Raw genomic sequence first — 14,392 nt, 5'->3', positions numbered from 1 at the left:
CGACGTGCCGAGAGAGCCCAATGGAAAATAAATCCCCTATGTCTTATTTGTTGGAATCGGAGATAGTGTACAGAAACCGGCTCTGGCTCCAGTAAGACGCCGTTTCTGATGGCGTGATCGCTCGTTGAGCCGTGCATGACGGACCTGGTGGAGCGGTTGGTACCGGACGAGTTGTGGACGCTGTTTCGGCGGGTGGTCCCGCCGACGCAGGTCATACGCCCGCAGGGCGGCGGCAAACGGAGGGCCGGTGACCGCGAGTGCCTGGCGGCAATCATCTTCGTGGCCACCTCTGGCTGCACCTGGCGGCAGCTGCCGCCAGTGTTCGGGCCGGCCTGGCCCACCGTCTACCGTCGCTTCGCCCAGTGGAGCCGGGCCCGGGTCTGGGCCCGGCTGCACCGTGTCATCCTCGACGAACTCGGCGCTCGGGGTGAGCTGGACTGGTCGCGGTGCGCGATCGACTCCGTCAGCGTCCGGGCGGCAAAAGGGGGCCACTGACCGGACCGAATCCGACCGACCGCGGCAAGCCTGGATCGAAAATCCACCTGATCACCGACCGGAACGGCGTGCCGCTGTCGCTGGGTATCTCCGGCGCCAACACGCACGACAGCCTCGGCCTGGAGCCGCTCGTGCGCGGGATCCCGCCCATCCGCTCCCGCCGCGGCCCGCGCCGCCGGCGTCCGGCCAAGCTTCACGCAGACAAGGGCTATGACTACAACCACCTGCGGAAATGGCTCCGCGAACGTCGCATCCGCCACCGCATCGCCCGCAAGGGCATCGAGTCCTCCACGCGGCTCGGCCGACATCGCTGGGTCGTCGAGAGAACGGTCTCCTGGCTGGCCGGATGCCGAAGACTTCACCGCCGCTACGAGCGAAAGGCCGAACACTTCCTGGCCTTCGTCGGCATCGCCGCAGCACTCATCAGCTACCGCCGACTCACCAACTGAAACGACGTCTAAAGCCGCAGGTCACCCAGTCTGCTCCCCGCACCCGCGGGGATGGTCCCGACGGCGAGCGTGCCGAGCAGGCGGCGCGGACCTGCTCCCCGCACCCGCGGGGATGGTCCCTCGGGTGTTGGCGGCCGGTCTGATCAGCAGATCTGCTCCCCGCACCCGCGGGGATGGTCCCTCCTCGCCGCAGCGAAGAAGGGCGAAGGAATCCTGCTCCCCGCACCCGCGGGGATGGTCCCGGGCCGATGCCCAAGCCGCTCACCCCCGTCCACTGCTCCCCGCACCCGCGGGGATGGTCCCCCTCCCGGCTCCAACCGCAACAAGATCACCGACTGCTCCCCGCACCCGCGGGGATGGTCCCACGATGGACCTGTCCGCGGGCTCCGTGGACGACTGCTCCCCGCACCCGCGGGGATGGTCCCTCGACTATGCCGGGGGAATTTTTGAAATCCAGCTGCTCCCCGCACCCGCGGGGATGGTCCCGACCCGGTCACCCTGGAGGACATCGGCCGCTGCTGCTCCCCGCACCCGCGGGGATGGTCCCCCGGCAAACGCCTGCGGACCACGCCCCGCCATCTGCTCCCCGCACCCGCGGGGATGGTCCCGCTCGCGGTCATGCCGCCCCCGAGCGACGACCCTGCTCCCCGCACCCGCGGGGATGGTCCCCAGCGGCCGTCGGGGCCGGGGCGGATCTGGACCTGCTCCCCGCACCCGCGGGGATGGTCCCCACCAGTTCGTCGGGTCGGGGGGTGAGGCTGCCTGCTCCCCGCACCCGCGGGGATGGTCCCTGGGTGCCGATCCCGGAGAAGCCGGGCGCGTGCTGCTCCCCGCACCCGCGGGGATGGTCCCCGGGTGAGCAGGTTCGGCGCGATCAGCTTGTGCTGCTCCCCGCACCCGCGGGGATGGTCCCCATCGGGCGGCGCCCCGCGCGCCGCCCCCACCCTGCTCCCCGCACCCGCGGGGATGGTCCCCGGAGTGGCGCGCCGGCCAGGTCGAAATCTTCCTGCTCCCCGCACCCGCGGGGACGGTCCCAAGTGGTGGAGGGGTTGGTGAGCGGGCGGTCGGCCATGAAGTGGGCGATGCCGGTGTAGTGCGCGTGATCGGCGGCACCGGCGTGGCTGTGCAACTGGCCGATGGGGGTGAGCGCAGCGACGCCTGTGCCGATGACGACCGTGAGGAGCGACAGTCGGTTGACCACCCACCCGGCGCGCCAGACGTGGTCCGGTCGCCGGTGCCGGGCGAGCTGCTCCTGTGCGCCGGTGACGAGGTTGGTGGTCACCACGTAGATCCGTTCGTCCGCGTCCCGGATGTGGCGGGGCGCGTCGTCGTCAAAGCTTCGTGTCGCGGCGGGGCAGCGGGCGGGTGCCTCGGTCAGGCGCACGCTGTGGCAGTCCTGTGCCATCAACACGACGGTGATGCCGAACGGGGCGGGGCGGTTCAGCTCGATGGGGGTGAGGGAGAAGTTCACCGCGGCCTGGACCGGCGGTATCGGTTCGCCGCCGGGCTGCGGCGCCGGGGCCGTCCGCCAGTCAGGCATCTTTTCTGATGGCGTGTTCGCTCGTTGGGCCGCGCGTGCGGATCTCGTTGAGCGACTGGTGCCGGACGAGTTGTGGACGCCGTTCCGGTGAGTGGTCCCGCCGACGGCGGTCATACGTCCACAAGGCGGCGGCCGCCGACGGGCCGGAGACCGCGCATGCCTGGCGGCGATCGTCTTCGTGGCCGCCTCGGGCTGCACTTGGCGGCAGCTGCCGCTGGTGTTCGGGCCGACCTGGCCCACCGGCTATCGGTGCTTCGCCCCGTGGAGCCGGGACCGGGTGTGGGCCCGACCGCACCAGGTCGTCCTCGACGCATTCGGTGCCCGGGGTGGGCTGGGGTCGAAGATCCATCTGATCACCGATCGGAACGGACTGCCGCTGTCCTTGGGTGCCTCCGGCGCGTACATGCACGACAGTCAGAGCCTGGAGCTCTTCGTGTGCGGCATTCCACCCATCCGGTCACTCCGCGGTGCCCGGTACCGACGGCCGGCGAGGCCGCACGCCGACAAGGGCTGCGACTACGGCCATCAGCGCCGATGGCCGCGCGAGCGTGGAATCCGCCACCGCATCGTCCGCAAGGGTGCCGAGTCCTCGCAGCGGCTGGGCAGACATCGCTGGGTGGCCGAGAGGACCGTGTCCTGGCAGGCAGGCTGCCGGAGGCTGCACCGCCGGTACGGACACGAGGCTGAGCGCTTCCTCAACTTCGCCGGCATGGCCGCAGCCCTCGTCGGCTACCGCCGACCGGCGGCTCTCCTCACGGCCTGAGCCGGTTTTGCTGCGTGTCGAAACACACCAGCCCCATGGGCTCCGCCACGGCTGCCGCGTAGGCCGACGCCTCCTCGGCCATGCTCCACCGCATGGGGAAGCAGATCAGTGGACCACTGGCCTCGTTGATCAATGATCCGGTCGACCAGGGCGAGGTGTCCTCCTCGTTCTCGGGGATGTCGCACCACCGCTCAAGCAGCGCGGTCACGTAGGCCGCTATGCGCTTGGACGGAGGCTCTTTCCGCCTCGCCGTCAATGCAGCAGTGGTCGTACGGGTCGTTGAAGACCCGGGCGGCGGTCTTGTCATCCGCCGGCCTCCCGTCTTCCCAGACAGCAAGGTCGTAGCTCATGCCCCGGAGGTTCGCACATCGCACTGACACCCATCTGCCCGGTCATCAGTACAGTCCTCAGCCGAGGGAAACGGCGTCTAGGCTGGCCGGATGTTCAGTCCCGAAGGCCCCGGCCTCCGTGAACTCGCCGTCCAGGCGCTGTCGTCCGTCGAGCGCGGCTACGACCTGCTCGCCCCGAAGTTCGACCACACCCCGTTCCGGACGCCGGACGCGGTGCTGGACGCCGTCGCGGCGGCGCTGGCCCGGATGGGCCCCTTCGGCACCGGGCTCGACCTGTGCTGCGGCACCGGTGCGGGCACCGGCGTGACGGTACGGGTGTGCCGGGACGGCGTCACCGGCGTCGACTTCAGCGCGGGCATGCTCGCCGTCGCCCGGCGACGCGCCCTGCCCCCCCGGTCCGCGCGTCCACTGGGTCCGCGCGGACGCCCGCGCCCTGCCTTTCACGTCCGCGTTCGACCTCGTGGTGAGTTTCGGGGCGTTCGGGCACTTCCTGCCCCGCGAGCTGCCGGGGCTGTTCGCCCAGGTCCACTCCGTGCTGCGGCCCGGCGGGTGCTTCGCCTTCCCCCTCGTCGCCCCGCCCCCGCCCGGCTCACCGGCGTACTGGACGCTGCTGGGGTTCGACGCGGTGATGCGGGTGCGCAACGCCGTGTGGCGGCCGCCGTTCGTCATGTACTACCGGACCTTCCGGCCGAGCCGCGTGTGCCGCGAGCTGACGCGCGCCGGTTTCCGGGTGGAGCTGCACGCGCTGCCCGAGTTCGGGCGGCGGCGCGACGGCAGCCCGCGCGTCCGCCTGGTCGTGGCCCGGCGGTCACCGCAGTAGCGGCCGGCGCCCCGTACGCCCCCTCCCGCGCCCTGGCCGCGATCCCGTACACGATCACACGATCCGCCGTCGCCCCGTCGCCCCGTCGCCCCGTCGCCCCGTCGCCCCGTCGCCCCGTCGCCCCGTCGCCCCGCCGCCCCGTCCCTGGCGACGGGGCGCGCGGTGGACGGCGCCGGTCACAAGGCACGGTAGACGGCGTCGACCAGCGCCATCTTCCTCGGGTCGTCGGCGATGCGCTGCCCCATGCGGTTCATCACGTAGCCGACGGACATGCCGGCCTCCGGGTCCGCCAGTCCGCAGGACCCGCCGAGTCCGTCGTGTCCGAAGGCGCGAGGGTTGGGCCCGTACGAACCGTGCGGACCGCTGAGCCACAGGCCGAGCCCGGCCTCCGTCTCGCCCTCGAACCCGGCGCCGATGACCAGGTCGCGGCAGCGGCCCTGCCCCTCGCGGACCCGCTCGGCGGCCTCGGGGGACAGGACGCGCCGGCCGCCGTACGTCCCGCGGCCCGCGAAGACGCCGTACAGCGCGGCGACGGCCCGCGCGGTGCCGTGCCCGTTGGCGGCCGGGATCTCCGCGGCCCGCCACTCGGGCGTGCACGCCTCGGCCGCCCCCACTGCGGGGTTGGCCAGCGCGGCGAGGGCCGCGGGCGGCAGCTTCCCGGCGGCGGCGCTCCGTTCGCCGAAAGGAGCCTGCACCAGCTCCGCCGCCCGGTGGGCCTCCTTCTCCGGCAGGCCGAGGGTGAAGTCGATCCCCAGGGGGCCGGTCACCTCCCGCTCCAGGAAGGCCCCGGGCCGCAGCCCCGACACCCGCCGCACGACCTCCCCGACCAGGTGGCCGTAGGTCAGCGCGTGGTAGCCCGACCGGGTCCCCGGCTCCCACCAGGGCGCCATGGCCGCCAGGCGCCCGGTGGTCAGCTCCCAGTCGTACAGCTCGGCGGCCGTATGCGGCTCCCGCAGCCCGCACAGGCCCGCCCGGTGCGACAGCAGATGCCGGACGAGGACCTTCTCCTTGCCCGCCGCGGCGAACTCGGGCCAGTACGCGGCGACCGGCGCGTCGAGGTCCAGCAGCCCGCGGTCGGCGAGGATGTGGGCGCACAGGGCGACCGGGCCCTTCGTCGTCGACCACACGTTGACGAGTGTGCCGCTCTCCCAGGGCCGGGTGCGGGCCGCGTCGGCCCAGCCGCCCCACAGGTCCACCACCGTCTCCCCGTTCAGGGTGACGGCCACGGCGGCACCCAGCTCGCCCCGCTCCCGGAAGTTCTCCTCGAACGCCGCGCGCACCGCCGCGAAGCGGGGATCGCAGTGGCCGTGAACCTGTGCCTCGTGCCCGGACATGGGCCCCCTCCGTCGTCGGCCGTCACCCCGGGCCGCAACGGCGCCGCCCGGATGGCACCGAACGTACCGACCGGTCGGACCAGACGGAAGCCCTCCGGCGCGGCCGGCCCGGGGGGAACCCGCGCGGACTCAGGCGTACGAGCGCAGCCAGCGCAGCCGCGCGGCCTCCTGGAACGGCCCGCCGCCCTCGTGGTCGTTGAAGTCGTACACCTCCATCGCCTTGTCCTCGTGGGCCCAGGCGTTGAAGGCCGCGAAGACCGTCGAGGGCGGGCAGGTCTGGTCCTCCAGCGCCGCCGAGAACAGCGCGGGTGCCCGGCCGCGCGCCGCGAAGTGCACGCCGTCGAAGTACGCCAGGGTGCGCAGCGCGTCCTCGCCGCGCCCGCGGTGCGTCTTGAGGTACAGGCCGATCTCCCGGTACGGGTGACGGTCGGTCAGCGTCGTGGCGCGCGGGAAGTCGCACAGGAACGGCACGTCGGGCGCGACGGCCACCAGGTCCGGCACCAGTCCGCCGACCGCGAGCGTGATGCCGCCGCCCTGGCTGGCGCCGAGGGCCACCGTGCGCGTCGCGTCGGTCAGCGGGTGGGAGCGCGCCGCCTCGACGGCCCGTACGGCGTCCGTGTAGACGCGGCGGTAGTAGTAGTTCTCCGGCGCGTCGATGCCGCGGGTCATGAAGCCCGGGTACGCGGGAGCGCCGCCGAGCGGGTCCGCGGTGCCGCCCCCGCCGCCCCAGGCGCTGCCCTGGCCGCGGGTGTCCATCACGAAGTGGGCCCGGCCCGTGGAAGCCCACAGCAGGTGCTCGTGGGGCAGACCGCGTCCGCCGCCGTAGCCGATGAACTCCACGACCAGCGGCAGGGGTTCCTCCGCCCCGGCGGGCAGGATCAGCCACCCCTTGACGGGGTGGCCGCCGAACCCGGCGAACGTCACGTCGTACACCCGCACCGTCGACAGACCGGTCTCCACCGGCTCGAAGCGGGCGTCCAGGTCGTGCGCGCGGGCCTCCTGGAGGGTCTTGGACCAGAACGCGTCGAAGTCCTCGGGCTCCGCGGACGTGCTGCGGTACGAACGCAGTTCGTCGAGCGGAAGGTCGAACAGGGCCATGCGGGACCGCCTTTGCGACAGGGACAGGGCAAGCGATCACACCGTATGCGGGTGATCGGAGCGCTCGCCAGGTCTTCCGCCGGGGCGGCGGCGGACGCGGTCGCCGTGCTCAGGCCCGCCGGTGCGTCCATTGAGGCTCGGTGCGGGCCCACTCGCGCTCCCACTCGTCCATCCGGTGCCGCAGAGCCGCCCGGCGCACCCCGCTGTGCGCGAGGAGGACGGTGGCCACCGCGCCGACCGTGGCGCAGACGCCCATCGTGAGGGAGTGCTGCCAGACCGCGGAGCCGGTGGCCGGCGGGGGCACGCTCCGGCCCCGGGAGTCCAGCCACACGTCGACCGTCTCCCCGTGCCGCGTGCCCGCCGGGACACGCGCCGCGGCCGTCCGCGCGGCACCGTCCGGCTCCGTCCAGCGCACGGTCGCCCGGTACGAGTGCCGGCCGCCGGCCTGGACCGACGGCAGCCGGTCGGGGGTCCGGCCGATCACCTCGGCACGCACCCGCTGCCGCTCGGCCTGCTGCCGGTCCGCGGCCGCGCGCGCCTCGTCGTGGGCCCACCGGGCCGCGACCGCCCCCAGCAGGGGAGCGCCCACGAACAGCAGGACGGCGACGGCCAGCGCCGTCCACGCCTCCACGACGTCCGACCGGCGCCGCAGCGGATTGCGCCGCCAGCGCCACCAGCGCACCCGGGTTCCCATGTCGACCTCCTCGCCGTCACCGCAGCCGAGGGCAGGACGGGCGGGCGTACGGGCCCAAGCGCTGCCGCCCGGGCCGCACCGTGCCCCGCGGGTACCCGCCCGCGCCGCTCCGGTACCCCGTCCGGCGGCCCTCGCCACCGGGGCCGCCCACCGGGCGGCGCCGGACGGCCGGTCCGCGCCGCCGGACAGGTGCCCCGCGGGGCCGCGGGGAAACCCGGACCGGCGCGCCGGACGGCAGGGCGCCGGCGCGTAACGGGCGGGTCCGCCGCGCCGGGTCAGCCGAAGCGCTCGATGCGGATGCGGTCCACGGGCTGGCCGGCCGCCACCAGCAGCCGGGAGGCGTGCTCGGCGAAGGAGTTGGAGCCGCACACGTAGGCCTCCCACCCGCCGGGCGGCCGCTCGGCCATCAGCGGCGCCAGGTGCGCGGCCGTCAGCCGCCCCACCGGCGCACCCGCCGGCGCGCTCCGGGTGAACACGCGGGTCGTCTCCGGACCGTACTCCCGCGCGTAGATCAGCTCCTCGGGGCTGCGCGCGGACACCAGCAGCCGCAGCGGGGCGGACAGGTTCCGCGCCCGGTGGTGCCGCACCATCGCCATCAGCGGGACGACCCCGGAGCCGGCGCCGATCAGCAGCGCGGGCCGGTCGCCCGGCCAGGCGAAGAAGCCGCTCAGCGGGCCGCGCACCTCCACCCGGTCGCCCACCCGGGCCACCGTGTGGAACCAGCCGGAGACCTCGCCGCCCTCGACGTGGTCGAGGGTCAGCTCGATGTGCCCCGAGTCGTCGGGGGCGGACGCGATCGAGTAGTGGCGCTGGGCCACGTACCCGTCGGCGGCGGTCAGCCGCAGCTGGAGGTGCTGGCCGGGCAGGTGTCCCGCCCAGCCGGGCACGGCGAGGCGGAAGGTGGCGGCACGCGGCGTCTCGCGGCGGATCGCGGTGAGCGTGGCGGTCTGCCACCGCGTGGCCACCTGCTCGCTCACCGCGATGCGTCCGGGCACGGCGAACCGGACCGGGGGAGCGAAGCCCCCTCGGGTGTGCGTCGCCGTCCCGGGTGCCGTCCCGGCCGTCGTCGTCTCAGTCACCGGAGTACCGCTGTTCTTCTCAGTCACCGGAGTACCGCTGTTCTTCCCAGGGGTTGCCGCGGGCGTGGTAGCCGTTCTGCTCCCAGAAGCCCGGCTCGTCGTGGTCGAGGAGCTCCAGGCCCGCGATCCACTTGGCGCTCTTCCAGAAGTACAGGTGCGGCACCAGCAGCCGTGCCGGGCCGCCGTGCTCGGGGGCGAGCGGCAGGCCGTCGTACTCCCACACGATCCAGGCGCGCCCGCCGGTCAGGTCGGCCAGCGGCAGGCTGGTGGTGTAGCCGGTGTGCGCGTAGGCGACGGCGTGGGTGGCGGACGGCAGCGGACGGGCCGCGTCCAGGAAGGCGTCCAGGGACACGCCCCCGAACCGCACGCCGAACTTCGACCAGCCCGTCACGCAGTGGATGTCGCCCGAGTACGCCGACGCCGGCAGCGCGTGCGCCTCCTCCCAGGTCCAGGTGCGGGGCTCGGCGGCCAGGCCGCCGACGCGGAAGGTCCAGTCGGCGGGCGCCAGGTCGGGCGTGACCTCGGCGGACAGGACGGGCCAGTCGTCGCCCGCGTCGTACTGGCCGGGCGGCAGCCCGGGACGGGCGGCGCGCGGTCGCCCGGTGAAGCCTCGGGTGGTGTTCATGCGGTGCTGTCTCCGGCCGCCGCGGTGCAGCGGCCCGCGGGTCGGGCGTGATCGGTGCCTACGCGGTCCATCAGTGGTTACACATTCAACCGTACGGGTCGGGCGCGGCCGTCCCGGCCCTCACCCCCGCCTCCTCTGCTCATCCCTCGCCGGGTTCCTGCTCCGGCCACGCGTTGTACCGCTCCAGATACGCGGCGAACCGGACCAGGTCCTCCTCGGGCCAGTCGGCGAGCCGCTCCCGGAAGGCCGCGCGGCGGCTCTCGGTGACCTGGGCCAGGATGCGGCGGCCCGCGTCCGTCAGGTGCAGGACCTGGACCCGGTGGTCGTCCGGGGCCAGGCGCCGCTCGACGAGCCCGGTCCGCTCCAGGGCGGCCACCTGGCGGCTGACGGTGGACTTGTCCAGGGCGTAGTGGACGGCCAGGTCGGTGGCCCGGCAGCCGCCGCGCTCCTCCAGGTGCCCGAGCAGGGTGTACGAGACCAGCGACAGCTCGGGGTGCATGCGGGCCGCCGAGGCGCGGGCACGGCGGGCGAAGGCCGTCATCTCGTGCTGGATCGTCTCCACGGCCGTGTCCGCCGTGGTCCTGCCGGTCGTGGCGGCGGTCTCATGAGTCACATCGGCTGCTGGCACCGGACCTCCCTCGCATCTTGGTTGTATAGTACAACTTGAGGAAAGAGTTGTATATGCCAACCATTGGAGGACGTGAGCGATGAGCTCGCACGCCCTGCGTCACGGGCCGACGAGGTCGCATGCCCTGCACCACGCGCTGACGCACCTGATCACCCCGCTGCTGATGTGCCTCGGGATGGGTCTCGCCTACATGGGGGCGTTCGTCACCCCCGAGCCCCACCACCTGCCGGTCGCCGTCGTCGGCTCCGGCCCCGAGGCGAAGGTGCTCGCCCAGTCGGTCAAGGACAAGGCCGGCGACGCGCTCGACGTCCGCACCGTCGCCACTCGCGCCGAGGCCCTCGACCTGGTGAAGTCCCGCGACGTCACCGGCGCCTACGTCCCCGGCGCCAAGGCGCCCGAGCTCGTGGTCGCCACCGCCGCCTCCGACATGGGCGCCATGGCGGTGGAGAAGGTCTTCACCCCCCTCGCCGAACGGCAGGGCGCCCCGCTGAAGGTGACCGACGTGGCCACGCCGGTCGACGACGACCCCACCGGGCAAGGGCTGTTCTTCCTGCTGGTCGCGGTCAGCATCGGCTCCTACGCCTCCGTGGCCGCGCTCGGCGCCGCGGGCGGCGCCCTGCCCATGCGGATGCGGGCCCTGCTGACGCTCGGCGTCTCCGTCGCCGTCAGCGCCATCGGCGCCCTGCTCGCCGGGCCGGTCTTCCACCTCGCCCACCACGACCTCGCCGGTCTGTGGGGCATGTCCTGGCTCTACTCCGCGAGCATCCTGTTCCTCGGCGTCGGCCTGCACACCTTCCTCAAGAAGTGGACCACGCTGACGATGATGGTGCTCTTCGTGATGCTGAACTTCACCAGCTCCGGCGGCCTGTTCCGGCCCGAACTGCAGAACGGCTTCTTCGGCACCCTGCACGCCTTCTGGAACGGCGCCGGCCTCGTCGAGGGCGCCCGCAGCCTGCTGTACTTCGACGGCGACGGACTGGCCCGCAACGTGTGGACCCTGGTCGCCTGGCTCCTGCTCGGCCTCGTGGTCATGGCGGTCGCCGCCGTCCGCGAGCGGGCCGTCGCCCCGGCCCCGGCCTCGGCCGCCGCCCCGTCGGCGCCTTCCGGGACGGCGCGGACGGAACACGACGACCAGGAAGCCGAGGAAGAGATCGAAGAATCGGTCGGCGTCTGATCATCTGGGGTAGGGTGACCGTCGGCCGGGACCGCCCCGGCCGACGGACGCGAGGAGGTGAGACCCATCACCGCTGTGTCGGCCCGGGTGCTCTCACCTCAGGACAGGGCGGATCACCGTCGCTAGGTGACCGCGAGAGTGCCCTTCGGTTCCTCGAAAGGCTCTTGGCCTCCATGTCCCCTTCTTCTGGTTCTTCTCGTTCTTCCTGCTCTCCCCGTTCTTCTCGTTCTTCTCGTTCTTCCCGTTCTTTCTCCGCTTCTTCCGCCTCCTTCCCCGCGGCCCCCTTCCTCTCGCCCGGCTCCGTCGTGGCCGCGCTGCGCGCCGCCGGCTGCGTCTTCGCCGAGGAGGAGGCGGAACTGCTCCTGGCAGCCGCCGGCACCCCCGCCGAACTCGCCGCCCTGGTGGACCGCCGCGTCGCCGGGGAGCCCCTCGAACTCGTCGTCGGCTGGGCGGAGTTCCGCGGCCTGCGCATCGCCGTCGAACCCGGCGTCTTCGTGCCCCGCCGCCGTACCGAGTTCCTTGTCGAGCAGGCCCTCGCCCACGCGCCGGACGCGGCCGTCGTCGTGGACCTGTGCTGCGGCTCGGGCGCGCTCGGCGCGGCCCTGGCCGACGTGCTCGGCGACGTGGAGGTGCACGCCGCCGACATCGACCCGGCCGCCGTGCGCTGCGCCCGCCGCAACCTGGCCGCCCATGGCGGCCACGTCCACACCGGCGACCTGTTCGAGGCGCTGCCCGGCCGTCTGCGCGGCCGGATCGACCTCCTGGCGGCCAACGTGCCCTACGTCCCCACCGGCGAGGTGCCCCTGCTGCCCGCCGAGGCCCGCGACCACGAGCCGCCGGCCGCCCTCGACGGCGGCCCGGACGGGCTCGACGTCCTGCGCCGGGTCGTCGCCGGAGCACCCCGGTGGCTCGCCCCCGGCGGCCTGCTGCTCGTCGAGACGAGCGAGCGCCAGGCGCCCGAGGCACTGGACGTCTTCGCCCGCGGCGGCCTCACGGCGCGGCTCGCCGCGTCCGAGGAGGGATACGCCCACGTCGTGACCGGCGTCCGGGAGCGGTGAGTCAGGCCGGAGGCGTGGCCCGGGCGATGAGCAGGGCCACGTCGTCGGCGTTCTCCGGCTCGTGCAGGGCGCGCAGGAGCAGGTCGCACACCTCCTCCAGGGGGCGGTCCGGGCCGTCCAGCACGGACAGCAGCGTGTCCAGCCGCTCGTCGAGCGAGTGCCGGCGCGTCTCCACGAGCCCGTCGGTGTAGAACACCAGCAGATCGCCGGGGTCCAGGCCGACCGTGGTGGTGGCGAAGGGGACGCCCCCGACCCCCAGCGGCACCCCGGTCGGCACGTCCAGCAGCCGAGGGGGCCGCCCGGCGCGGACCCGGACCGGCGGCAGGTGCCCGGCGTTGGCGATCCGGCACTGCCGCAGATGCGGGTCGTGGACGGCGTAGACGCAGGTGGCGATGGACTGGTCCGGGCCGGTGGCGGTCCGGTCGAGGTGCTCCAGCAGCAGCGCCGGGTCCAGGTCGAGGGAGGCCAGGGTGTTCGTCGCGGTGCGCAGCCGGCCCATGGAGGCCGCCGCCGTGATGCCGCTGCCCATCACGTCGCCCACCACCAGCGCGGTCTTGCAGCCCTCCAGCGGGATCACGTCGAACCAGTCGCCGCCGACCTCGCTGGTGGCCTCCGCCGGCTGGTAGCGGGAGGCCACCTCCAGCCCGCCCGTCACCGACGGGACGCTCGGCAGCAGGCTGCGCTGGAGGGTCAGGGCGGTGTCGCGGGCGCTCTGGTACCAGCGGGCGTTGTCGATCTGCACCGCCGCCCGGGCCGCCAGCTCCCGGGCCAGCAGCAGGTCGTCCTCGCCGAACGGCAGGGGGTTGCGGGTCCGCTTCAGGTCCAGCGCGCCCAGCACCTCACCGCGCGCGATCAGCGGCACGGCCAGGTACGAGTGGACGCCCGCCCGGCGCAGCAGCCCGGCCGCCTCGGGGGAGCGGGCGATGCGCGGCAGGTCCTCGTCCCGCACGTGCGCCACCATCACCGGGGCGCCGGTGCGCACGCACTCGGTGACGAGACGGTCGGGCGCGTACCGGGCCACCTGCCCGGGAGGATCGGCCGCCCGCAGGGCCTCCGGCGCGTCGTCCGCCTGCACCGCCAGGGCGCGGATCACCGCCGGCTCGGCCGGGGCCAGGGCGCTGCGCCGGCCCTTCACCACCGCCTCCAGCAGGTCCACGGCCGCCACGTCGGCCAGCTCGGGCACCGCCACACCGGCCAGTTCGTGCGCGGTGCGGTCCAGCTCCAGGGTGGTGCCGATGCGCGCGGAGGCGTCGGCGACCACGGCCAGGCGCCGCCGTGCCGCCTCCGCCTCGACGCCGGCCCGGTACTGCTCGGTGACGTCCACCACCGACAGGGCCACGCCCAGCACGGTGCCGTGGGCGTCCTCCAGCCGGTACAGCGACACCGACCAGGCGTGGTCGTGGTCCGGATCGGCGGGGGTCCGGCCGAGGGCGGGCCGGTCCACGACGGGCCGCCCGGTGTCCCGTACCTCGCGGGCCGCGGCCTCCAGGGCGTCGGCGTCCAGGTGCGGCAGCACCTCGCGGATGCGGCGGCCGATGTGCTCCGCGGCCGGCCGGCCGTCGATCCGCTCCAGCGCCGGGTTGACCGAGACGTACCGCAGACCGGTGTCGAGGACGGCCAGGCCGATCGGGGACTGCTCGATCACCCGCGACGACAGCGCCACGTCCCGCTCCAGCTGCCGCACGGTGGACTGGTCGGCGGCGAGCCCCAGCGCGTAGACGTCCCCCCGGTCGTCCATCAGCCGCATGTTGCGGAACTCCACGAGCCGTGTGGTGCCGTCCTTGCGGCGGACGGGGAACGCCCCGGCCCAGCTCCGCCCGGTCTCCATCACGTCGGCGAACAGTTTCACCACCAGGTCGAGGTGCTGCTCGTGGACCATGATCCGGGCGGCGTACTGCCCCAGGGCCTCCCGGGCGGAGTAGCCGAACAGCTCCTCGGCCTGCGGGCTCCACAGCACGATCCGCCCCTGGGCGTCCAGCACCACCGAGGCCACGCCCAGCACGTCGAGCAGCCCGCTCGGCCGCACCGGCCCGCGCGGCGGTTCGTCGCCCCGGACCACGGGAGACCCGGCTGTACTCATCCCACGCCCGCCTTCGCCGTTCCACGCGGCACGTCTTCCCGATGCCGACCCCCCCTGTTCTACCGCGTACTCCCGCGTACAGGACCGTTTCCCGCGGCTCGGCCGGTCTCCTTCCACCTTCCCCCACCAGCCCTGCGGGCGCCCGCGAAACCGGCGGCCGGGCGCCGGGGGAGGGAGCGGTGGTGCCCCCGGGCCGGTATCCGCG

General features: G+C 74.0%; 12 protein-coding genes, 1 pseudogene and 1 CRISPR repeat array. Of the genes and pseudogenes, 5 read left to right on the top strand and 8 right to left on the bottom strand.

Features of this window, described 5'->3' with window-relative positions:
- The first annotated feature begins 135 nt into the window (after positions 1-135).
- Positions 136-944 (top strand): IS5 family transposase gene (locus tag ABZ340_RS26380; protein ID WP_358784308.1). Its coding sequence is split into 2 segments (ribosomal slippage): positions 136-483 and positions 486-944, totalling 807 coding nucleotides; the frame shifts between segments, so codons are not numbered across the junction.
- A 30-nt stretch (positions 945-974) separates the two neighbouring features.
- Positions 975-1,979: a CRISPR direct-repeat array (repeat unit 29 nt; unit sequence CTGCTCCCCGCACCCGCGGGGATGGTCCC).
- Positions 1,980-2,575: 596 nt separating this feature from the next.
- Complete coding sequence (locus ABZ340_RS26375) at positions 2,576-3,247, top strand: transposase (protein WP_358784307.1); 672 nt, start codon at positions 2,576-2,578, stop codon at positions 3,245-3,247.
- On the opposite strand, the gene ABZ340_RS26370 is transcribed toward ABZ340_RS26375, so the two are convergent.
- Positions 3,237-3,455, bottom strand: coding sequence for a hypothetical protein (locus ABZ340_RS26370; RefSeq protein WP_358784306.1), 219 nt, complete (start codon positions 3,453-3,455; stop codon positions 3,237-3,239). The genes ABZ340_RS26375 and ABZ340_RS26370 overlap by 11 nt on opposite strands.
- A 232-nt stretch (positions 3,456-3,687) precedes the next feature.
- On the opposite strand from ABZ340_RS26370, the pseudogene ABZ340_RS26365 reads away from it, so the two are divergent.
- Positions 3,688-4,417: pseudogene (locus tag ABZ340_RS26365) on the top strand (class I SAM-dependent methyltransferase).
- A gap of 176 nt (positions 4,418-4,593) precedes the next feature.
- Here the strand turns inward: ABZ340_RS26365 and ABZ340_RS26360 are convergent.
- The 6 genes from ABZ340_RS26360 to ABZ340_RS26335 all read right to left on the bottom strand — a co-directional run bounded on the left by ABZ340_RS26360 (position 4,594) and on the right by ABZ340_RS26335 (position 9,788).
- A complete protein-coding gene (locus ABZ340_RS26360) occupies positions 4,594-5,751 on the bottom strand; it encodes a serine hydrolase domain-containing protein (protein WP_358784305.1) in 1,158 nt (385 codons plus the stop codon).
- A gap of 129 nt (positions 5,752-5,880) precedes the next feature.
- A complete protein-coding gene (locus ABZ340_RS26355) occupies positions 5,881-6,849 on the bottom strand; it encodes an acetylxylan esterase (RefSeq protein ID WP_358784304.1) in 969 nt (322 codons plus the stop codon).
- Positions 6,850-6,958: 109 nt separating this feature from the next.
- Complete coding sequence (locus ABZ340_RS26350) at positions 6,959-7,543, bottom strand: hypothetical protein (protein ID WP_358784303.1); 585 nt, start codon at positions 7,541-7,543, stop codon at positions 6,959-6,961.
- Between the two features lie 275 nt (positions 7,544-7,818).
- On the bottom strand, positions 7,819-8,622 hold the full coding sequence (locus tag ABZ340_RS26345) for a ferredoxin reductase (protein WP_358784302.1): 804 nt from the start codon (positions 8,620-8,622) through the stop codon (positions 7,819-7,821).
- 19 nt (positions 8,623-8,641) lie between these two features.
- Complete coding sequence (locus tag ABZ340_RS26340; RefSeq protein ID WP_358784301.1) at positions 8,642-9,247, bottom strand: sulfite oxidase-like oxidoreductase; 606 nt, start codon at positions 9,245-9,247, stop codon at positions 8,642-8,644.
- Positions 9,248-9,386: 139 nt separating this feature from the next.
- On the bottom strand, positions 9,387-9,788 hold the full coding sequence (locus tag ABZ340_RS26335) for a MarR family winged helix-turn-helix transcriptional regulator (protein ID WP_358784311.1): 402 nt from the start codon (positions 9,786-9,788) through the stop codon (positions 9,387-9,389).
- 166 nt (positions 9,789-9,954) lie between these two features.
- Between ABZ340_RS26335 and ABZ340_RS26330 the strand changes: the two genes are divergently transcribed.
- The gene (locus ABZ340_RS26330; protein ID WP_358784300.1) at positions 9,955-11,049 is read left to right on the top strand and encodes a hypothetical protein; all 1,095 of its coding nucleotides are present in this window, start codon (positions 9,955-9,957) and stop codon (positions 11,047-11,049) included.
- A gap of 305 nt (positions 11,050-11,354) precedes the next feature.
- Positions 11,355-12,107 carry a putative protein N(5)-glutamine methyltransferase gene (locus tag ABZ340_RS26325; protein WP_358784299.1) on the top strand — a complete coding sequence of 251 codons (753 nt, stop codon included), beginning with the start codon at positions 11,355-11,357 and terminating at the stop codon, positions 12,105-12,107.
- A gap of 1 nt (position 12,108) precedes the next feature.
- On the opposite strand, the gene ABZ340_RS26320 is transcribed toward ABZ340_RS26325, so the two are convergent.
- On the bottom strand, positions 12,109-14,187 hold the full coding sequence (locus tag ABZ340_RS26320) for a SpoIIE family protein phosphatase (RefSeq protein WP_358784298.1): 2,079 nt from the start codon (positions 14,185-14,187) through the stop codon (positions 12,109-12,111).
- Positions 14,188-14,392: the final 205 nt, after the last annotated feature.

The organism is Streptomyces sp. NPDC006134 (assembly GCF_040628835.1).
In the GTDB taxonomy this organism is placed as follows: Bacteria; Actinomycetota; Actinomycetes; order Streptomycetales; family Streptomycetaceae; genus Streptomyces.
The sequence above is the reverse complement of the archived record's forward strand: the minus strand, read 5'-3'. Positions and strand labels throughout refer to the sequence as shown.